The sequence below is a fragment of the Janthinobacterium sp. SUN073 genome, assembly GCF_030397665.1.
Lineage (GTDB): Bacteria > Pseudomonadota > Gammaproteobacteria > Burkholderiales > Burkholderiaceae_D > Janthinobacterium.
The window spans coordinates 101,003-120,800 of record NZ_JAPUBT010000004.1; the positions used below are offsets into that span (position 1 = coordinate 101,003).

Genomic DNA, 19,798 nt, shown 5'->3' on the forward strand with positions numbered 1-19,798 from the left:
CAAGGCGCCGCGCTTTTTTCATGGTCCGGGCATGCAATCCTGGCAAGATCCGAAAATAATTTAAAAAATTTCTCATAAGCATTTAATTTAGTTGGAGCAATGGTCGTCTTGTACTTAGGAGAGCGCAGAGTATGCTGCTCCGCACCGCAACCAACTAACTGGAGTACCTTTCATGCTGAGCCTTCACACCAATTCCGCGGCCCTGTCCGCACAAAATTCGATCTCGAAAACCCAACAATCGCTGTCGACTTCGATGACGCGCCTGTCCACCGGCTTCCGCATCAACTCGGCAATGGACGACGCTGCCGGCCTGCAAATTGCAACCCGCCTGAAAGCACAAACCAGCGGTATGGCCATGGCCATGCGCAACACGCAAAACGCCACCTCGATGATCCAGACCGCCGACGGCGCGCTGGGCGAAACCGTCAACATCCTGGTCCGCATGAAAGACCTGTCCACCCAGGCAGCTGACGGTTCGGCAACGGACAAAGATAAAACAGCTATGCAAGCCGAGTTCGACACCCTGTCGGCTGAGCTGAGCAACATCGTCGGCAATACCTCCTTCGGTGGCGCCAAGCTGATGAACAAAGTAGCGACCGCTACCGAAATCGGCAATGCCGCCGCAAATGCAGCGGGCAAACTGGCTGTGGTCAACACCGCCGCCACCGGTACCGATGCACTGGAAACCGCTGCGCTGGGCACACTGACTACGGCACAAGGCACGTTCACCGGCGCGCCAACGGGCGCCAACGGCATTGCCCTGGCAACGGCGCAAGACGCTTACAAGCTGGCACAAACCAACAACCTGGCCGCCAAGGCTGCCTCGGCTAGCGCCACTGCCTACTCGGCCGCAGCAACGGCATCGGCTGGCGGCACCAACGGCAAATTCGCCGCTGCACTGAGCTTCCAGATCGGCGCATCGACGACGGAAACCATGGGCGTGGATCTGAGCAGCCAACTGACGGCCATGCACACAGCACTGGGCGCAGCAACGGGGGAATACAATTCGTTCGGCGCACCTATCGCTGCACCAGGCACCGAACTGACACTGGCCGGTTCGGCTTCGACGACCATCGACAAACTGCAAACAGCCATCGACGCCGTCGGCTCGACCCGTTCGGCACTGGGCGCCGCTGGTAACCGTCTGGACCACGTTGCCACCAACCTGGCCAACGTCAGCACCAACACCGCCGGCGCAACGGGTCGCATCATGGATACCGACTTCGCGACCGAAAGCTCGAACATGACCGCTTCGCAAATGCTGCTGCAAGCTGGTACCGCCATGCTGAAACAAAGCAACAGCATGTCCTCGATGGTCATGTCCCTGCTGCAATAATAGTAAGCGCGTCCTGACCTGGCTCAGGTCAGGCGGACCAGAGCCAACTGCGCAAGCAGTTGGCTTTTTTTTATTCATCCCATGCGGGAGGAGCAGCAATGGCGATAGAGCGTGTGTCCGCAGGCAATCCCCTGCCCCTGATTACCCAGCGCTTCGACGTCAGCCCTGCTACGCCGATGGCACCGGGCGTGGTGCAGCCGCTGGTGCCCATCGGGCCCTACATGGCGCCCGCGCCCGACGCCGGCACCCTGCCCGCCCAGTTGCAACAGAAGGGCCAGGACAGCCTGGCATCCCTGATCAAACCGAATGCCGATGGTACGGGCGGCGCCATGCCGCGCGACAGCAGTGCCATGCAGGTCAATCAACTGTTCTTCACGCGCCAGCTGGTGTGGCAACCGCCCGACGCGGCGCAGCTGGCCGCCTCGTGGCGCGTGATGGTCAAGACGTATGGCGAGCAATATGCCGCCCTGCAGGAACAGGCGCGCGGCCAGCACGTGCCGGGTAACCTGTTCATGGCCGAGCAGCAACCGGCCCTGCTGCGCGAAGGCGCCCGTCCGCCCTTGACGGTCGACAGCGAAGCGTGGCGCTTTGCCGTGTATGGCTGGGGCGGCCAACGCCTGCTGCTGCGCGTACTGGCCAGCGACGAAGACGAAGAGGCAACGCCCAGGCGGCGCGGCAAGGTGGCGCTGCGCGTCGAACTGCTGATTGCCGGCATCGGCCGGGTGGTGATCCAGATGGAGCCGGCGGGCGACGGCGTGCTGCTGGAACTGGCGGCCGACGAGGAAGCCGCCTTGCGCCACTTGCGCCTGGCCCTGCCCGAGATTGCCGCCGCCGTGCGGCGCGCAGGCTTGCGCGTGGTGCGCTGCCGCCTGAACCGCCAGTTGCACGCGCAGCGCGTGCACGGCAACTATCCGATGCAGGCGGGCGCCGCCTCGCTGTCGCTGCCCCTGTTCCGCGCCATGGCCGAAGTGGCGCTGCTGCTGACGCAGCCGGAAGCGGAAGTGGCAGCCGATCCCGATGCGCCCGCGACTCCCCCGGCCGAAACCGAAGAGGAAACCATCTTCACCTCGAAGGAAGTGGCGGCACCGCTCGGTTACGACTATGGCGATGAGGAAGAAACGCCGCAAGGCCGCACCGTGCTGCTGCTGACCGACGGCCAGGAGCACGAGCTGCTGCCGCCCATCGACGAACAGGATTGATGCAGCAAGATTGATACAGCAGGATTGATACAGCATAAAAAAACGGCGCCCGATGCGCCGTTTCTTGTTTATTCCACCGTTTACCCCACCGTGCCGATGATGCTCACTTCGCGGTTTTCCGGGATTTCGTTATACGACAGCACATGCAGGCCCGGCGCGAACAGGCGCGCATAGCGGGCCAGCAGCGGACGGATCTGCGGCAACACCAGCAGCAGCGGCGGTGTGGCCTGCTGCTTCATCTGCTCGCGCGCCACCGGCATGTTCACCTGCAGTTGCGACAGCAGGTGCGGGTCGATCGGGTAATTATCCAGGGTCACCTTGCCCGACTGGCGCGCCTGGTTCAGCGAACCGAGCAGCATGTTTTCCAGCTCGCCGCCCAGGTTAAACGCCTGCATTTCCATCTTCTGGCCAAACAGGCCGCTGACGATCTGGCGTCGCAGCGCGCAGCGCACTTCGGCCGCCAGCAGGATCGGGTCCTTGGTGGTTTCCGAACTGTCGAGCAAGGTGGTGGCGATGGGCACGATGTCCTTCAGCGACACGTTCTCTGCCAGCAAGACGCGGAACACGCGCAGCAGCTGCGTGTGCGTGAGGGCCTTGTCCAGCGCGCCGGCCAGCTTGGGCGACAGGGCCGTCAGGCGCTCCATCATATTGGAGACGTCTTCGTGGCGGAACAGTTCCGGCAAGTATTCACGCACCATCTTCGACAAGTGCGTGGCGATCACGCTGGGCGCCTCGATGACCTGGTAGCCCAGGCCCAGCGCATGCGCCTTTTCACCGGGTTCGATCCAGGTGACGGGCATGCCGTAGGCCGGTTCGATGCCGGGAATGCCATCGAGCTGGCCATACACGTTCGGCGACGGGATCGCCATCAGGCGGTCGGCCTGCACTTCCGCCTGCGCCACCACGGTGCCCGACAGTACGATGGCGTACTGCGACGGCTTCAGGGCCAGATCGTCGCGCACGCCGATGTTCGGCAGCAGCAAGCCCATGGCTTCGGACAGGCTCTGGCGCACGCCCTTGACGCGCTTGGTCAAGGGTTCGCCTTGCGTTTTATCCACCATGCCGACCAGTTTATAGCCGAGCATCACCATCAGCGGTTGCACGGCGGGCAGTTGCTGCCACTCCATCTCGGCAGGCTTGTCGTCGCGCAAGGCCGCCTCGATGGCCGCCATGCCGGCCGTATCGGGTCCCTTCACGCGCTTGGTCAGGCGCCAGGCCACGAAGGCCAGCACGCCGGCAAAGGTCATGAACATGAACCACGGCATGCCCGGGATCAAGGCCAGCGCCACCATCATGCCGGATGCGCTGAAGATCACCGTTGGCGAAGTCAGCACCTGACCCGCCACTTGCTGTTCGAAGTCGCCCGAATCGCTGATACGGGTCACCAGAATGGCAGCCGCGGCCGACAACAGCAGCGCCGGGATCTGCGCCACCAGGCCATCACCGATGGTCAGCAGTGCGTATTGACGGAAAGCATCGCCGAACGACAGGTCGTGCATCAGCGAGCCGATGGCCACGCCGCCGACCATATTGATGATCAGGATCAGGATACTGGCGACGGCATCGCCGCGCACGAACTTCGACGCCCCGTCCATGGCGCCATAGAAATCGGCTTCAGCGGCCACGTCCTTGCGGCGGATCTGGGCTTTTTCCTGGTTGATCAGACCGGCGTTCAGGTCGGCGTCGATGGCCATCTGCTTGCCCGGCAAGGCATCGAGGGTAAAGCGCGCGGACACTTCGGAAATACGCTCGGCACCCTTGGTGACGACGGCGAAGTTGATGATCATCAAGATCACGAAGACCACGATACCGACGACGAAGTTACCACCGATCACCACGTTACCGAAGGCCTCGATCACCTTACCGGCCGCGTCCGCGCCCGTATGGCCGTGCAGCAACACCACGCGCGTTGACGCCACGTTCAAGGTCAGCCTGAGCATGGTGGTGGCCAGGATCACCGTCGGGAAGACGGAGAAATCGAGCGGCCGCTTGGCCGACACGCTGACCAGGATGACGATCAGGGCCAGCACGATATTGAAAGTGAACAAGATATCGAGCAGCACGGGCGGCAGCGGCAGGATGATCATTGCCAGGATCACCAGCAGGAACAGCGGCGTGGCGAACTTGTGGCGGCGCATTTCGGCAACCACTCGGTTCAGGAAATTCATGAAGGGACTACCTCGCTCAAATGAGATGGCACGGCCATCTCGGTGGGTAATACGGGCTGGGCAGCACGCTGCCCGGACCGGAATGCTTTCAGTTGCAGTATGTAGTTGAGCACCTGCGACACGGCCTGGTACAGCTGCACGGGAATCTGCTGCTGTACCTGGCTGGTGTTGTAGATGGCGCGCGCCAGCGGCGGCAACTCCAGCGTTTCAATATGGTGTTCCTTTGCCACTTGGCGGATATACAGCGCCATCTCGTCGACGCCCTTGGCAACAACAAACGGCGCCTCGGCGCGGTCCTGGTCATACTTCAATGCAACGGCGTAATGCTCGGGGTTGACGATCACCACGTCGGCGTCGGGCACGGTCTTGCGCACGCTGCGCCGGCCGATCTGCTGCTGCAGCTGGCGGATGCGCTGGCGCACTTCGGGCCGGCCTTCGCTGCTTTTATGTTCTTCCTTGACGTCCTGCTTGCTCATGCGCTGGCTGCGGGCAAAGAAAAAGGCCTGCGCCGGCACGTCGATGATGGCAAACAGGATGAAGACGGAAATGAGCGCCATCAAGCCATCGAGCATCAAGGCCGAGCCATCGAGCATGGCTTGCTGCAGCGGCCGGTGCTGCAAATCCACGTATTGCACCAGGCTGGAACGGCTGACATGCACGATCACCATGCCCAGCACGGCGGCCTTGGCGATGGACAGGCCGAATTCAAAGCCATGCTTGGGCGACACCAGGCGGCCCAGATTCTTCGCCGGGCTCAGGCGCTCCATCTTCGGCATCCAGTTCTTGCCGCTGATGACCCAGCCGCCGGGAATCAAGGAACCGAGCACGACGAACAACGGCACGCAGAACAGCGGCACGATCATCTTGATCAGCAAGCCCACCGAGGTGGTAAACGCCATCGACATGGCATTGTCGAGCGCGCCCTTGCTGTCGAGCGGCATGAACGCCATGGCAAACAGTTCACGGAAGGAATCCAGATAAGAAGGCAGCAGGAACACGAACAGCTTCATGCTGATCAGGATGCCCAGCGCCGTCGACAGGTCGCGCGAGCGCACCACCTGCCCTTCCTGGCGCGACTTCTTCAGCTTTTGCTGTGACGCCTTTTCGGTCTTGTCGCCGGTGCTGTTATCCGCCATGCGCCACCCGCATCTGTTCGGCGATCATATCGAGCACGCGATTCGTCATGGCGATGTAGTGCTCGGGAATAAAGCGCACGATCTGCGCCAGCATCAGCAGGCCGAACACGGTGATCATGGAAAAACCCAGCGAAAACAGGTTCAGCGACGGCGCCACGCGGTTCAGGAAGCCGAAGCCCAGCTGCACCACCATGGTGGAAAAGACGATGGGCAAGGCCAGCAGCATGGCGGCGGCGAAAATCCACGCCACGTTATACGCCACCGTCTGCAGCAGCAGCGGGCCATAGCCCTGCCCCACGGGCCAGGCCTTGAAACTGGCGCCGATCACGCCGGTCAGCAGCAGATGGCCGTCGATGGCGAAAAACACGATCATGCACATGATGGTGAGCATCCCCGTGATCACGTCCGACGAGGTGCCGTTGAGCGGATCGTTCATGACGGCCATGGAAAAGCCCACCTGGCTCGACACCAGGAAGCCCAGCACCGACATCACCGACATGGCGAAGTGGAAGGCCAGGCCGAGGACGAAGCCGATGACGGCCTGCTCCAGGGTGGCGACAATGGCATACAGGGAAAACGGATCGATTTTCAACAAGTCCTGCGAGATGCCCGAGGCCTGCATCACGGGCAGCATCAGGATCGCCAGCACCAGCGACAGCAGGATGCGCACGGTGACGGGCACGACGCCGTCGCCGATCACGGGCGAGGCGCTGAGCATGGCCAGGATGCGGCAGAACGGCCACCACACGGCCAGCAGAAACGGCAGCACCTGATTGAAAATCTGATCCATGGGCGCGCGGCGCTATCCGACGAGAGTGGCCGCGCGCTGAAAAATGGACACGCAATAATCCATCAGGTAACCGGCCATCCAGCGTCCGGCCAGGATCAGCGCCAACAGGGTGACCAGCAGGCGCGGCAGGAAACTCATGGTCTGTTCATTGATCGAGGTGGCCGCCTGCACCAGCGCGACCAGCAGGCCCATGAGCAAACCTGGCACGACCAGGATCACCACCAGCAGCATGACGACATGCAACGCTTCGATGATCAGGTCGACGGCGACTTCAGGGGTAAACATCGATCAGTAGCCCTGTATGCTGGTAACGAGGGTGTTGACGGTCAGCGTCCAGCCGTCGACCAGCACGAACAGCAGCAGCTTGAACGGCAGCGAAATGACCAGCGGCGAGAGCATCATCATACCCATCGCCATCAGCACGGACGCCACCACCAGGTCGATGATGAGGAACGGGATGAACAGCATGCAGCCGATCTGGAACGCCGTCTTGAGTTCGGACAAGACAAACGCGGCCAGCTTGACCGTGAAACTGTGGTCTTGCGGGCGCATGCTCGACGGCTCGCCGGCCAGGTGGGCGATCTGCGCCAGCGCGGCCTTGCTCGTCTGCGCCAGCATGAAGCGCGAAATCGGCACTTCGGCGATCTTCAGCGCTTCCTGCATGCCGATCTGGTCGCGGTCGTAGGGCACGAACGCCTCCTTCCACACCTGGTCGCCGATGGGGCGCATGACCAGCAGGGTGAGAATCAGGGCGATGCCCGTGACGATACGGTTGGGCAAACCCTGCTGCAGGCCCAGGGCCTGGCGCAACAGGGACAGCACGATGACGAAGCGGGTAAAGCTGGTCATCATCATGACCATCACGGGCAGCAGCCCGAGCAGGGTCATGACGACGAGGATCTGCATCTTCACCGACAGGTCGGTCTTCGCGCCCGGCACCACGCCGGACAACAAATCCTGCGCCCCGGCGGCGCTGCAGCACAGCATCAGCACGGGGACAGCCAGCGCGGCAGCCAGCGCGCCGCGGCGCCGGCTCAAACCGGGTACCGCCAGCTTCATGCTGTCATCAGGTCGAGATTGAGGCCGTCGAGGTCGATGACTTTCAGGCCATAGTTCTCGCCGGCCACCACCACTTCGGCACGGCCGATCGGCGTGCCGTTGACCTTGATCACCAGCGGTTCGCCGGCCAGCATGTCGAGTTCGATCACGCTTTCCGGGCCGATGGCCATCAGTTCTTCCAGCGAAATGCGGGCCGAGCCCACTTCCAGGGTCAGGGTGACGGGAATCTTGCGCATCATCTGCGGAATGTCGCGCCGCGTGCGGGTGCTGGCCACGTCGGACATGTCGCCCTGGTCGATGATCATGTCATCGCCCAGGTCTTCCAGCAGGGTTTCGCTCTGGTTGGTATCGGTCATATTCATATTATTCGACATCTTCAAATGAGGTTAAACAGAGCTTGCCCTTGTGTTCGGAAACAGCCGCTGTAAATAAACGGGAATCGTCCAGCATGACGTCGGTGCGGCTCAGGCTGACGGGAATCACGTCGCCCACGCGCAGGTCGAACAAGGCGCCCAGCTGTACCTGCTTGCTGACGAGCCGCCCTTCCAGGGTCACTTGCAGGCGCGAAGCGAGCGGGCGCACGCTGCCACGCAAGGCTTTCTTCGCTTGCGCGCGCTCGGGCAGCAGGCCGCGCAGCACGTCGGCCATCAGGCGCTTGTCCAGCGAGAACCAGAAGTGGCCGCTCTGCCCCGCCTCGACGTCGCTGAGCGCCACGCTGACGATCCAGCTGCCGCGCGGCGGGTGCACGCCCGACTGCACGGCGACCTCGGCACTGGTGTCGATGTCGCTGCTTTTGCCCAGGGTTTGCAGGTTCTTGTGAATGCGGGTAAACAAGCTGTTCACCAACTGTTGTCCCAGCACCACAGCGAGGCGCTCCTCGGTGGCAGTCACGCGCACCTGCGCCGGATCGGGCAGTGCGCCCTTGGCGCCGGCACTACCGTAGCGATAGTTCAGCACGCTCAAGAGTATCTGCCGTTCGAGCGTAAAGCCCGTCTGACCGGCCGGCGTGGAAAAACTCAGCCAGCGATTCACGCTGTCCTCGTTTTCCGCGCGCGACAAGGTCACGGCGTCGATCTGGAAATTACCCCAGTAGCGACGGCTCATCGGCTGGCGCAGGCCTGCGGCCAGGTCATCGCGCAGCTGGGCACCGAATACATGCAGCAAATGGACAGGACGTCCAAGCAGACAGGAATCGAGGACTTGATGGCGCACAGTTTGATCTGTCTTGGTAATGATTGTCATGTAGTAGTCATGTCGGTATTGCGGTGGCAGAACAAATTATACGGATCGCCCGAAATTAAATACAGCATCATCTTGGCTTTGCCGACAGGTGCGCAAGCCAACGATTGCGCATCGTATCGCATGCTAGATGACTACGGTGCTGAACAATACATGAAAACGCTGAATATTGCCATGTATCAATATTCCTTGAGCCAATCCTCTCTTTACTTTATAGTTGCCGCGAGGTAAGCTTATAGCGAGAAAATAGTGATTTGCAGTGCGCCATTCCGCTTACCTGATTCCGGTTTTTATGGCAGTGTTCAGTTCCTCTTATTGCCACCAGAAGAAACTTTTATCAGATAAATATTAGTTGTCATGGCCATGTAAATCATGTCGGCATGGGTTTGCTGAGTTTGTTTGAGTCTGCTTGAGCGGATGGTGTGGCAACTGATAAAACTGATGGGCCTTACGGATCGGACCGGACGAGATGCATACACATGCACTACTGCCGGATTGGCAACACCAGTAATTCTGATTGATACGTCACCGCATATTGAAAGTAGAGGGCAAGATGAGCAACGAACTCGCAGGTCTGATCAAGGCCGATCTGGCAGCACTGAGCAATGACGCGCACGCCCTGGGCGCCAGCATCGCGCCCGCCGCCCAGTTCGGCATGCCGGAACAATCCGGCTTTTCCTTCGCGCAAAGCATGAAAGACGCCATCGGCAAGGTCAACGGCGACGACCGCATGGCGGCACAGAAAATGAGCGACGTCGACAGTGGCAAGAGTGACGACATGGTCGGCGCCATGCTGGCCAGCCAGGAAGCGAGCCTGTCCTTCTCCATGTTGATGCAGGTGCGCAACAAGGTCATGGGCGCCGTTGACGAGCTCATCAAGCTGCCTCTGTAATCTTCACGCCCTGATCCACGCCCAGCCTCCCAGCGAAAGTTACCCCAAGTGATTACCCCCATGAAGTCCGCATTTGCGCGCTGGCGCCTTGGTGCCCAGCCCGCCATCCCGCCCGCCCTGCTGAAAAACCTGGTTCCCATCGTCGTGCTGGCCATCGGCATCACCGCCATGGTGACCATGTATGCCTGGCGCGACCAGGCCAACTACAAGCCGGTGTTTGGCGCGCGCGAAAAAGTGGCCGTGACGGACATGATGGCCACGCTGGACGCCGAGCACATCCCCTACCGTTTGCATCCGGACAGCGGCCAGGTGCTGGTGCCCGATGCCATGCTGGGCAAGGTGCGCATGCTGCTCGCCTCGAAGGGTGTGACGGCGCAGCTGCCGGCCGGGCTGGAGCTGATGGACAAGAATGACCCGCTGGGCGTATCGCAATTCGTGCAGGACGTGCGCTTCCGCCGCGGCCTGGAAGGCGAATTGGCACAAAGCATCATGACGATGGACGCGATCGCTTCGGCGCGCGTCCATCTGTCGATTGCCAAATCGACCTCGTTTGTCGCCAGCGACGGCGACAAATCGTCGGCCTCCGTGGTGGTGGCGCTGAAACCGGGCCGCACCCTGGCGCCGGAACAGATCGCCGCCGTCATCAACATGGTGGCCGGCAGCGTCGCCAGCCTGGCGCCTACGCGCGTGAGCCTGGTCGACCAGGGCGGCAACCTGCTGTCCGCGCACGTCGACCTGACGGACGGCTTCGACGCCTCGGCCGCTGGCAATGAAGGCGCGAAGCGCTTCCAGGATGAAATCCGCCGCAACGTCATGGGCCTGCTCGGTCCCGTCATCGGCGAAGACAACTTCAAGCTCAGCGTGACTGCCGCCGTGAACAACGACCGCGTGGACGAAACGCTGGAAAAATACGGTGAAGCCCCGAAAGTGACCAGCGAAGCGATGCGCGAAGAGCAGGAACGCAACCGCACCGTGGCCGGCGTTCCCGGCAGCCTGTCGAACCGTCCGCCAGCGGCCGCCGTGCCGGCACCGGCCGGCGCCGGCGCCGCACCGGCCGATGGCGCACCGAAAGCGTCCGACGACGGCACTGCGCGCAAGAACGCCACCACGCGCCAGTACGCGTATGACCGCAGCATCACGCAGATCAAGCGCAGCCGTGGCCGCCTGGAGAAAGTCAGCGTGGCTGTCGTGCTCAACAGCGCCGCAGCACCGAATCCGAAAACGGGCTGGACCCCTGCCGAACTGGGCAATATTGAAAAAATGCTCAACAGCGGCCTGGGCATCAACGCCCAGCGCGGAGACAGCCTGAGCTTGACTGCGCTGGCCTTCCCTGCCAAGCCGCCCGTGGCGCAGTGGTGGGAAGAGCGCGATACCGTCGTCGATTTCAGCAGCTGGCTGCTGTACGCCCTGGGCGCCGTGCTCGGCTACTTCCTGATCCTGCGTCCGCTGATGCGTTTGCTGACCACGCGCCTCGCGCCGCCGGCACTGAAACAGCTCGATCCCGCCCTGGCACTGGGCGGCAGCAGCGCCGCCGCCGGCACGAATGGCGTGGCCGCCGCTGGCGCGCCAGCCCTGGGCGTGAATGGCAGCCCGCTGGCGCTCGAAGGTGAAGCGACCGGCACTGGCAGCATGCCAGTCGTGCCGCTGCTGGAAAACTATGATTTGCCGCCACCAGGCTCGGCGGTCGACGTGATGGTCGATCACCTGAAAGTGCTGGCTGAAAAAGAACCCGAGCGTGTCGCCGAAGTCGTCAAACAATGGATGCAGAAAAATGGCCGAACTCAACAACAACAATAATCCCTCCGACGGCGCCGAGTACGAAAGCGTCAGCCTGAATCCCGTGGAGCAGGCCGCCATCGTGCTGCTAAGCATAGGCGAGGAACAGGCAGCCAACGTGCTGCGCTGCCTGTCGCGCGAAGAATTGCTGGAAGTCACGCAAGTGATGTCGCGCATGAGCGGCATCAAGGTCGAATCCGTGAAAACGGCCATGCAGACCTTCTTCGACGACTACCGCCAGCAAAGCGGCGTGCACGGCGCCTCGCGCAGCTACCTGAAGCGCTCGCTGGACCTGGCGCTGGGCAGCGATATCGCCAATAGCGTGCTGAACAACATTTATGGCGACGCCATCCGTCCAAAAATGGCGCGCCTGCAGTGGGCCTCGCCAAAATGGCTGGCCGAATACATCGTCAACGAACACGTGCAGATGCAAGCCGTGTTCCTGGCCTTTTTGCCGCCCGCGCTGGCCGGTCAGATCCTCGACGCCCTGCCCGTCGAAGGCCGCGACCTGGTCTTGCTGAACCTGGCGCGCCTGGACGAGATCGACCGCGACCTGCTGGTCGAGCTCGACGAACTGGTGGGCCGCTGCCTGGGCACGCTCGACACGCAAAGCACCAGCGTGGAAGGCATCCGCCAGGCTGCCGAAATCCTCAACCGCATGCCGGGCAACCGCGCCGCGCTGGTCGAACTGCTGCGCGCGCACGACCCGGACGTGGTCTCGGAAATCGAACTGAGCATGTACGACTTCCTGATCCTGTCCACGCAAAGCGATGTCACGCTCACGCGCATCCTGGAAGACGTGCCGATGGAACAGTGGGCCATCGCCCTGAAGGGTGCGGAACCGGCGATCCGCGACGCCGTGCTGAAAACCATGCCGCGTCGCCAGGCACAGAGCTTCGAAGACATGATGCGCCGGTCCGGCCCCGTGCCACTGTCGCGTATCGAACAGACGCGCCAGGAAATCATGGCCACCGTCAAGGGCCTCGCCGATGCGGGCGAGATCGAAGTGCAACTGTTTGCTGAAGCGGTGATCGAATGAAACACTTCCGTTCGTATCGTTTCCCGCCCCTGTCGCAATTCATCGCCGCCGGCCAGCGTGCCTCCAACGAGGATACGGATGGCCAGTGGCAGGCATCCGTCTCGGAAGGTTTCGAGCAGGGCCAGCGCGACGGTTACGAAGTGGGCCTGGTGCAAGGCCAGCAGGACGGCTACGACACCGGACGCAGCGATGGCATGGCACAGGGCCGCGAAGAAGGCCGCAATGAAACCCTGGTGGCGCTGGACCGCCTGGCGCGCCCCGTCGACGCCATCTTGCGCGACCTGAAAAAAGTGCGCGCCGATTACCGCGAAGCGCAGCGCAAGGAAGTGGTCGACCTGGTGGCCAAGGTGGCGCGCCAGGTGATCCGCGCGGAACTGGCGCTGCAGCCGGTGCAATTGCTGGCCCTGGTCGACGAGACCCTGGCCTCGATGCCGCCCACGCGCGAAGAAATCGATGTCTTCCTCAATCCGGAAGAACTCAAACGCATCAGCGAACTCGATCCGAAGCGCGCCAAGCGCTGGAACCTGATCGCCGACGCGCGCCTCGACGCGGGCGAATGCCGCATCAAGGCGGGCGACAATGAAGTCGACGCGGGCTGTCACCAGCGCCTGTCGGCCTGCATGGAACAGGTCAGCAGCCATCTGGCGCTGGCCGCCGAACATGCGGACCAGGGCGCGCCTGCATGATCGCCGACACGCTGCGCAGCTTCGAGATCGGCGATATCCCGGTCGCGACGCCCACCGGCCGCCTGGTCGGCGCCTCCGGCCTGCTGCTGGAAAGCGCCGGCTGCCGGCTGCACACGGGCCAGCGTTGTCAAATTGAAACTGTGAGCGGCGAGTGGCTCGATGCGCAAGTCGTCGGCTTCCGCGAAAAACTCTCCTATCTGATGCCCTTCAAGAAGGCCACGGGCCTGACCACGGGCGCGCGCGTACTGCCCCTGCCCGACAAGGCCAGCCTGCAGATCGGCCCCTCGTGGCTGGGCCGCATGGTCAATGGCCTGGGCGAGCCGATCGACGACCTGGGCCGCCTCGGCGGCGAACACATCCTGGAAGTGACGCCGCCGAAAATCAATCCCCTGAAGAAACAGCCCGTCATCGAACCGCTGGACGTGGGCGTGCGGGCGATTAACAGCATGCTGACCCTGGGCAAGGGCCAGCGCGTGGGCCTGATGGCCGGTTCCGGCGTCGGCAAGAGCGTGCTGCTGGGCCTGATCACGCGCCAGACGGTGGCCGATGTCGTCGTCGTCGGCCTGATCGGCGAACGGGGCCGCGAAGTGCGCGAATTCGTCGAAAAGTCGCTCGGTGCCGAAGGCTTGAAGAAAGCCGTGCTGGTGATCGCGCCAGCTGATGAATCACCGTTGATGCGCATCATGGCCACCGAGCTGTGCCACTCGATTGCCGCGCATTACCGCGACCAGGGCAAGCACGTGCTGCTCTTGGTCGACTCGCTGACGCGCTATGCCATGGCCTTGCGCGAAGTGGCGCTGGCCCTGGGTGAGCCGCCCGCCACGCGCGGCTATCCGCCGTCCGTCTTTTCAAACCTGCCGCAACTGGTGGAGAGCGCCGGCAACGGCGCCCACCAGGATGGCAGCATGAGCGCCATCTACACGGTGCTGGCCGAAGGCGACGACCAGCAAGACCCGGTGGTCGACACGGCGCGCGCGATTCTCGACGGCCACATCGTGCTCACGCGCGAACTGGCCGAGCGGGGCCACTACCCTGCCATCGACATCGCCGCCTCGATCAGCCGCTGCATGGCGCAAGTGATCACGCCCGAGCACATGCAGGCGGCGCGCGCGCTGAAAGCGTCGATGGCGCGCCATGCGCGCGTGCGCGACCTGATCCCGCTGGGCGCCTACGTGCCCGGTGCCGATCCGATCACCGACCGCGCCGTCCAGCTGCACGCCCCCATCGAAGCCTTCCTGTGCCAGGGCACCAAGGAAGAGGCGCCGATGGGGCCGTGCATCGAACAACTTGAACAGATCATGGCCTAGGAGCATACGTGAGCGACGCGCATACCATCCGCAACCTGACCACCCTGGTCGGCCTGCGCAGCACCGAAGTGGAACGCCTGCAGAGTGACATGGCGGCGCAGACGGCCGTGCGCGAGCGCTACCAGAAAAACCTGGAGCGCCTGACGGGTCTGTACACGGATAGCGGCCCCAGCGGCGCCCTGCCCCTGGCCCTGTCTGTCAATTGCGGCAACTTCAAGCAGGCCGTCATGCAGATGGCCGACCAGCACCGTACCGATTTGCACCTGCACGAAGCCAACATGGCTGTCTCGCAGCGTGCCCTGAATACGGCCTGGGCGAAACGCGAGGTGCTGGACCAGGTGCTGACGCAAAAACAAAAGCATGTTGCAAATGAGCAACAGCGTGTCGATGCCAAGCGACAAGATGAGCTGGCGACGCAGTTCTGGTTCCGCGGGCAGGTAAAATAATGTTTTACAGAAATAATTTCAGAAAAGTGAATATTTGGTCGCCTTGTCATTGGGTATATCCTGCATGCTAATTTTAGGAGTTTGACATGGCCTTTACCACTTCCGCTTCGAATACCTACGACCCGACGGCGTCGGCCCAGGCATTGACCGACAAATACACGGCCGATCTGCAGGCGCGCATCACTGCCCAGACCAAGGCCGCCACGGCCACTTCGGGTGGCTTGGTGAACCTGAAGATGGCCCTGACCTCCTTCAGCTCCAGCTTGATGGGCCTGACGAGTGGCAAGACCATGCTCGTGCAAGGTGCCACCTTCAGCAATACGGCACTGGGCAGCGCCACGGCGTCGGAATCGGCAGCCGCCGGCACGTATTCGCTATTCGTGGAAAAGGTTGCCACAAACAATCAGATTTCGCTGGACGGGCTGAGCAACATGGCCATGCCGGCCGCCGACAAAGGCACGCTGAAGATCAAGCTGGCCAACAATACCGATTTCACGGTGGACTTGAGCAAGGCCAATGCGGATGGTGACAGCACGACCCTGTCCGCCAAGGATATCGCCGCCGCCATCAATGCGGAACCGAAGAACAACTCGCGCGTGACGGCGTCCGTCATCACCATCGGCGGTGTCGCCAAGCTGGTGCTGACGTCGAATGTCAGCGGCGAGGAAGGCGCGCTGACGCTCGACGCGGGCGCGCTAGCGCCTGGCGCCTTGAAAGATGCGCTCGCTGCCACGCCCAAGCAGCTGGTCGCTGCCCAGGATGCCGTCATCTGGGTCGGTGGCAAGCCAGCCGACGCGTCCGACCTCAGCAACCGCGTCAAGCAATCGTCGAACACCTTCAGCAACATCGATGGCGTGAAGATGACCTTCACCAAGGCCCAGGCGAGCGGCGACGCGCCGATGACCCTGACCGTGGCGCTCGATTCGTCCGCCACGACGACGAATGCGCAAAGCTTTGTGACCGCCTACAACAAGCTCAAGGCCGTGCTTGACGGCTTGACCGATCCGGGAGATCCGGCATCGGCCAAGGCTGCCGGCGTATTTTCCACCGACAGCGGCGTGCGCGTGCTGCGTGACCAGCTGGTGCGCACCTTGCGCGAAACGGCGACTGGCGCCCTTGCCAATTTCGGCATCACCGCTCAGCGCAACGGCACGCTGGCCCTCGATGCCACCAAGCTGACGGCTGCGCTGAAGACGAATCCGGGCGGCCTGGACAAGGCAATCGGCAACAATTCCGCCAGCGCGCCTAGCGGCATTGCCGGCAAGCTCGATAAGTTCATCGAAACCTGGACATCAACCAATGGCCAGCTGTCGCAGCGCGAGACATCGGTGGCCAAGCTGCAAAAATCGCTGGGCGAACGCCAGACCAAGTTCGAGGCCGACTACACGGCAATGTACAACCGCTACAAGGCGCAGTTCACCCAACTGCAATCCTTGCAGGCACGCATGGCGCAAACGACCGATATGTTCGATGCCCTGTTCAGCAGCGACAAGACTAAATAGAGGCCGGCGCCGTCTGCTTGACGGCGGCGCCCGCCTTCCAGCCGCACCCGGCTTTTACAGTGAGAAAAAATAATGAATCACGATGCATACAGTAATTACCACGCCGTCAACCTGGATGCGCAGACGTCGCGCGCCACCCCTGTCGAACTGGTCTTGCTGCTCACCGACGGCTTGCTGGAAGAACTGGCGCGCGCGCGCGGACATATCGTCGGCAAGCGCTATGAACAAAAGGCCATCAGCCTGAACAAATGTACGGAAATCATCAACGGACTGTCGAGCTCGCTCGATTTCGAGAATGGCGGCGAAGTCGTCGCCAATCTGGGCCGTCTGTACGAGTACTGCACCGGTCGCCTGTATTCGGCCGGCATCACGCTCGATCCGGCCCTGATCGACGAGGTGACCACGCTGTTGACGACGATCAAACAAGGCTGGCTCGGCGTCCAGGCCAAGAATGGATAGCACCCCCTTGTCGCTCCAGCTGACGCGCGAAGTGCTGGCGGCCACCGCCAGCCAGAACTGGGACGCGCTGGAGTTACTCGACAGAAAACTGGCGCAGCACCTTGCCAGCCTGGGCATATTGAGCGAACGTGAAAAAGCCGCCCTGCTCGCCTTGCGCAAGGCGCATGCGCAGGCATACCAGGCGTGTTCCGACGAAAAACATCGGCTGGGCATGCAGTTGGGCGAAATCCATTCGAAACAAGAAGGCTGGGTCGCGTATGCGATTGAAAATGCCATGTATCAAGATGAGAATCCAGCATGAAAATGAGCTTCAACACAACAACGAGCAGCGCGACCACGCCACCGAGGAGCGCCGAGGCGGGCGTTAACGCGTCCGTGAGCAAGGGCGCGCCCGATAGTGGCACCGCGCGCAACCTCCTGTTCTCACTGCCCGCGCCAGCGCAGGGGACGGTCGCCAACGATGCCACCCTGGCGCAAGACCTTGCCGCGGACCTTGCGGAGGATGGCGTCTCCGCCACCGTCGTAGCTGCCGACATCACCGAGGCTGCGACAAAGCAGGACGCGGGTCTGCCCGCCATGACGCCGCCGCTGATGGCGCCCATGCTGCCCGTCTTGCCTCAAGCCGACGCTGCAGCTGCCCCAGCCAAGGGGAACGATGGCGTAGCAGCTACGCAACAAGGCAATGCACAGCAGACCCTGGACCTGAACAGCCGCCTGCATCCCGATGCCCTTGCTTTCAATGTGCAGACCGCCAGGATGGCGCCAGCACGCGATCTGGGCGAACCGGTGGCGGCAGCCCAGCCAACACCAGCCTCTGCGGCCGGCAGCAAAACCGCGCTGCCAGCCGCCCCCTTCGATGCGGCGCCGGCCATGACGGCCACGCCTGCGGCAGCGGCGCCCGTCGCCACGCGCGATGGCGAGCGCAGTGCGGCCACGCCCGTCAGCCCGGGCCCGGTCGGCGGGGTTAACAATGGTGCCGCTGCAACGCCAGGCGCCGACACGATCAAACTCAACGGCCCTGCCCAGCAATGGCAGGAACCGTTACGCGAAGCGCTGGGCGAACGCCTGCAGACACAGATCGGGCGCAACAGCGAACACGCGACGATCCGCCTCGATCCGCCCATGCTGGGCCGCATTGAAATTTCCATCCGTCACACGGCCGGCGCGCTGCAAGTGAATGTCACGGCGTCGAACTCGGAAGTGTTGCGCCAGTTGCAAGGCATCGGCGAAAACATGCGCAGCGACCTGGCACAGCGCCAGTACACCGACGTGGCCGTGACTATCAGCGCCACCCCGCGCAGCCCTGCCGCGCAGGCGTTTGCCGAAGGCGATGCGCGCGGCCAGCGTCAGCCGGGCCGCCAGAACGACGACGCCGAACCGGGGCGCGCCCTGTCCGACGGCAGCCCTGCCGCTACCACTTACGCCATGCATGAGCGAGATACTGCCTGATGAATACGAAAATGAAATTGATAGCCGGCTTCATCGCCGTGGCCGTGCTGGCTGCCGGCGCGGCCGGTGGCGCCATGTGGTACCTGGCCAAGCCGGTCGCCGGCCATGCCGAGACTGCCGAAGCGAAAGCCCCGCCACCACCCGCCACGGGCAAGAAGGCGCGCAAGTTCATCACCCTGGACAAGGTCATCGTGATGCTGCGCCGCGGCCCCGCCGACAGCGAAACGCATTACCTGTCGGCCGACCTGGTGATCGCCACCACCGAGGAAAAGGAAAAACTGACCAAGGACCACTTGCCACTGATGCGCTCGATCGCCGTCAGTACCTTGTCGAGCTTTCCGATGGACAAGGCGCAGACCATGACGGTGGAGCAATTTGCCGAACAGATCAACAAGGCCTTCAATGTCAGCTATGAACGTGAGCAGATGGAAAAACCCTACACCGAAGTCATGGTCGGCAAGCTGATCATTGAATAAGCCAACACGCCAGCCGACCTAGTGGGAGACCCCGTGGCCTATGTAGAGCAATACCAGGAAGCGTATGGCGCTGGCGAATATGCCGCCGCCAGCGCTTGCGCGGCCGCGCTCAGTGTTGCTGAGGAGCAACAACATCTGGTGGCGTACGCCCCTTTGGTGAAACGCATCGTGCGCCAGCTCAATTCACAGGTGTCGGGCGCCATCGACCGCGACGACATGGAACAGATCGGCCTGATGGGTTTGCTGGAGGCGCTGCGCCGCTACGGCGTGCCTGACCAGTCTTTCGGCAGCTATGCCAGCCTGCGCATCCGCGGCGCCATTCTCGATGAGCTGCGGCGCCAGGACTGGCGCCCGCGCGCCGTGCGCCAGGAGAGCCATCGATTGCGCGACAGCGTGCGCGCCCTGACCCGGCGCCTGGGGCGCGAGCCGCTGGAAGCGGAAATCATGGCCGCCCTGAAGCTGACGCCGGAAGCCTTCCAGGAATACCAGCTGGCGGAAAACGCCGAGCTGATCGTCAGTTTCGACGAAGTGCTGCAGGAAAGCCTGGGACAGGCCGACAGCGCACCGAGCCCGGAAGAGCAACTGATGGTGCGGCGCAGCCTTGAACAGGCGCTGCGTACGCTCGACGAGCGCGAGCAGCGCGTGATCCAGATGTATTACGAATTCGAACTGAGCTATAAAGAAATTGCCGCTGTGCTGGACCTGAGCGACGCCCGCGTCTGCCAGCTGAACAAGACGGCACTGGGCAAGATGAAAGCCATGCTGCAAGACACATAAAAGTGAAGCGGTAGCTTGGCAACAGTTTCAGCAAGACCCATCAAATTGATGTAGCACAATGA

Annotated in this window: 21 protein-coding genes; 14 read left to right on the plus strand and 7 right to left on the minus strand. The window is 62.5% G+C overall.

What is annotated here, in order from left to right; genetic code table 11:
* Nucleotides 1–172 precede the first annotated feature (172 nt).
* On the plus strand, nucleotides 173–1,336 hold the full coding sequence (locus O0882_RS13310; RefSeq protein ID WP_289948623.1) for a flagellin: 1,164 nt from the start codon (nucleotides 173–175) through the stop codon (nucleotides 1,334–1,336).
* Between the two features lie 98 nt (nucleotides 1,337–1,434).
* Nucleotides 1,435–2,535, plus strand: coding sequence for a hypothetical protein (locus O0882_RS13315; RefSeq protein WP_289948625.1), 1,101 nt, complete (start codon nucleotides 1,435–1,437; stop codon nucleotides 2,533–2,535).
* 80 nt (nucleotides 2,536–2,615) lie between these two features.
* On the opposite strand, the gene O0882_RS13320 is transcribed toward O0882_RS13315, so the two are convergent.
* From O0882_RS13320 to O0882_RS13350, 7 genes are read right to left on the minus strand one after another with little or no spacing between them, the layout of a single operon-like run.
* On the minus strand, nucleotides 2,616–4,703 hold the full coding sequence (locus tag O0882_RS13320) for a flagellar biosynthesis protein FlhA (RefSeq protein WP_289948627.1): 2,088 nt from the start codon (nucleotides 4,701–4,703) through the stop codon (nucleotides 2,616–2,618).
* Complete coding sequence (locus tag O0882_RS13325) at nucleotides 4,700–5,839, minus strand: flagellar type III secretion system protein FlhB (RefSeq protein ID WP_289948631.1); 1,140 nt, start codon at nucleotides 5,837–5,839, stop codon at nucleotides 4,700–4,702. Before O0882_RS13325 ends, O0882_RS13320 begins: the two co-directional genes overlap by 4 nt.
* Nucleotides 5,829–6,629, minus strand: coding sequence for a flagellar biosynthetic protein FliR (locus O0882_RS13330; protein ID WP_289948633.1), 801 nt, complete (start codon nucleotides 6,627–6,629; stop codon nucleotides 5,829–5,831). The genes O0882_RS13325 and O0882_RS13330 overlap by 11 nt, the downstream gene beginning before the upstream one ends.
* 12 nt (nucleotides 6,630–6,641) lie before the next feature.
* On the minus strand, nucleotides 6,642–6,914 hold the full coding sequence (locus O0882_RS13335; RefSeq protein ID WP_034757874.1) for a flagellar biosynthetic protein FliQ: 273 nt from the start codon (nucleotides 6,912–6,914) through the stop codon (nucleotides 6,642–6,644).
* Between the two features lie 3 nt (nucleotides 6,915–6,917).
* Nucleotides 6,918–7,688 (minus strand): flagellar type III secretion system pore protein FliP, encoded by a 771-nt coding sequence (fliP, locus tag O0882_RS13340; RefSeq protein ID WP_046684915.1) that lies wholly within the window; start codon nucleotides 7,686–7,688, stop codon nucleotides 6,918–6,920.
* The gene (locus O0882_RS13345) at nucleotides 7,685–8,050 is read right to left on the minus strand and encodes a FliM/FliN family flagellar motor switch protein (protein ID WP_289948639.1); all 366 of its coding nucleotides are present in this window, start codon (nucleotides 8,048–8,050) and stop codon (nucleotides 7,685–7,687) included. The genes fliP and O0882_RS13345 overlap by 4 nt, the downstream gene beginning before the upstream one ends.
* Before the next feature lies 1 nt (nucleotide 8,051).
* Entirely contained in the window at nucleotides 8,052–8,930 is an 879-nt protein-coding gene (locus O0882_RS13350) for a FliM/FliN family flagellar motor switch protein (RefSeq protein WP_289948640.1), read from the minus strand.
* A 550-nt stretch (nucleotides 8,931–9,480) separates the two neighbouring features.
* Here O0882_RS13350 and O0882_RS13355 point away from each other — a divergent pair.
* The 12 genes from O0882_RS13355 (at nucleotide 9,481) to O0882_RS13410 (ending at nucleotide 19,736) form a co-directional block, all read left to right on the plus strand.
* Nucleotides 9,481–9,819 (plus strand): flagellar hook-basal body complex protein FliE, encoded by a 339-nt coding sequence (locus O0882_RS13355; RefSeq protein WP_289948642.1) that lies wholly within the window; start codon nucleotides 9,481–9,483, stop codon nucleotides 9,817–9,819.
* 60 nt (nucleotides 9,820–9,879) lie between these two features.
* Nucleotides 9,880–11,616, plus strand: a complete 1,737-nt coding sequence (gene fliF, locus O0882_RS13360) for a flagellar basal-body MS-ring/collar protein FliF (protein ID WP_289948646.1) — start codon at nucleotides 9,880–9,882, stop codon at nucleotides 11,614–11,616.
* Nucleotides 11,591–12,634 (plus strand): flagellar motor switch protein FliG, encoded by a 1,044-nt coding sequence (locus O0882_RS13365; protein WP_289948648.1) that lies wholly within the window; start codon nucleotides 11,591–11,593, stop codon nucleotides 12,632–12,634. The genes fliF and O0882_RS13365 overlap by 26 nt, the downstream gene beginning before the upstream one ends.
* Nucleotides 12,631–13,320, plus strand: a complete 690-nt coding sequence (gene fliH, locus O0882_RS13370) for a flagellar assembly protein FliH (protein WP_152283210.1) — start codon at nucleotides 12,631–12,633, stop codon at nucleotides 13,318–13,320. Before O0882_RS13365 ends, fliH begins: the two co-directional genes overlap by 4 nt.
* Nucleotides 13,317–14,627 (plus strand): flagellar protein export ATPase FliI, encoded by a 1,311-nt coding sequence (fliI, locus tag O0882_RS13375; RefSeq protein WP_289948652.1) that lies wholly within the window; start codon nucleotides 13,317–13,319, stop codon nucleotides 14,625–14,627. The genes fliH and fliI overlap by 4 nt, the downstream gene beginning before the upstream one ends.
* An 8-nt stretch (nucleotides 14,628–14,635) precedes the next feature.
* On the plus strand, nucleotides 14,636–15,073 hold the full coding sequence (gene fliJ, locus O0882_RS13380; RefSeq protein ID WP_096235040.1) for a flagellar export protein FliJ: 438 nt from the start codon (nucleotides 14,636–14,638) through the stop codon (nucleotides 15,071–15,073).
* Between the two features lie 86 nt (nucleotides 15,074–15,159).
* The gene (gene fliD / locus O0882_RS13385; RefSeq protein WP_289948655.1) at nucleotides 15,160–16,575 is read left to right on the plus strand and encodes a flagellar filament capping protein FliD; all 1,416 of its coding nucleotides are present in this window, start codon (nucleotides 15,160–15,162) and stop codon (nucleotides 16,573–16,575) included.
* A gap of 69 nt (nucleotides 16,576–16,644) precedes the next feature.
* The gene (fliS, locus tag O0882_RS13390) at nucleotides 16,645–17,034 is read left to right on the plus strand and encodes a flagellar export chaperone FliS (protein ID WP_099759568.1); all 390 of its coding nucleotides are present in this window, start codon (nucleotides 16,645–16,647) and stop codon (nucleotides 17,032–17,034) included.
* On the plus strand, nucleotides 17,027–17,335 hold the full coding sequence (locus O0882_RS13395; protein ID WP_289948657.1) for a hypothetical protein: 309 nt from the start codon (nucleotides 17,027–17,029) through the stop codon (nucleotides 17,333–17,335). Before fliS ends, O0882_RS13395 begins: the two co-directional genes overlap by 8 nt.
* Nucleotides 17,332–18,483 carry a flagellar hook-length control protein FliK gene (locus tag O0882_RS13400; RefSeq protein ID WP_289948659.1) on the plus strand — a complete coding sequence of 384 codons (1,152 nt, stop codon included), beginning with the start codon at nucleotides 17,332–17,334 and terminating at the stop codon, nucleotides 18,481–18,483. The genes O0882_RS13395 and O0882_RS13400 overlap by 4 nt, the downstream gene beginning before the upstream one ends.
* A gap of 11 nt (nucleotides 18,484–18,494) precedes the next feature.
* Complete coding sequence (locus tag O0882_RS13405) at nucleotides 18,495–18,959, plus strand: flagellar basal body-associated FliL family protein (RefSeq protein WP_289948662.1); 465 nt, start codon at nucleotides 18,495–18,497, stop codon at nucleotides 18,957–18,959.
* Nucleotides 18,960–18,992: 33 nt separating this feature from the next.
* Complete coding sequence (locus O0882_RS13410) at nucleotides 18,993–19,736, plus strand: FliA/WhiG family RNA polymerase sigma factor (protein ID WP_289948664.1); 744 nt, start codon at nucleotides 18,993–18,995, stop codon at nucleotides 19,734–19,736.
* Nucleotides 19,737–19,798 lie beyond the last annotated feature (62 nt).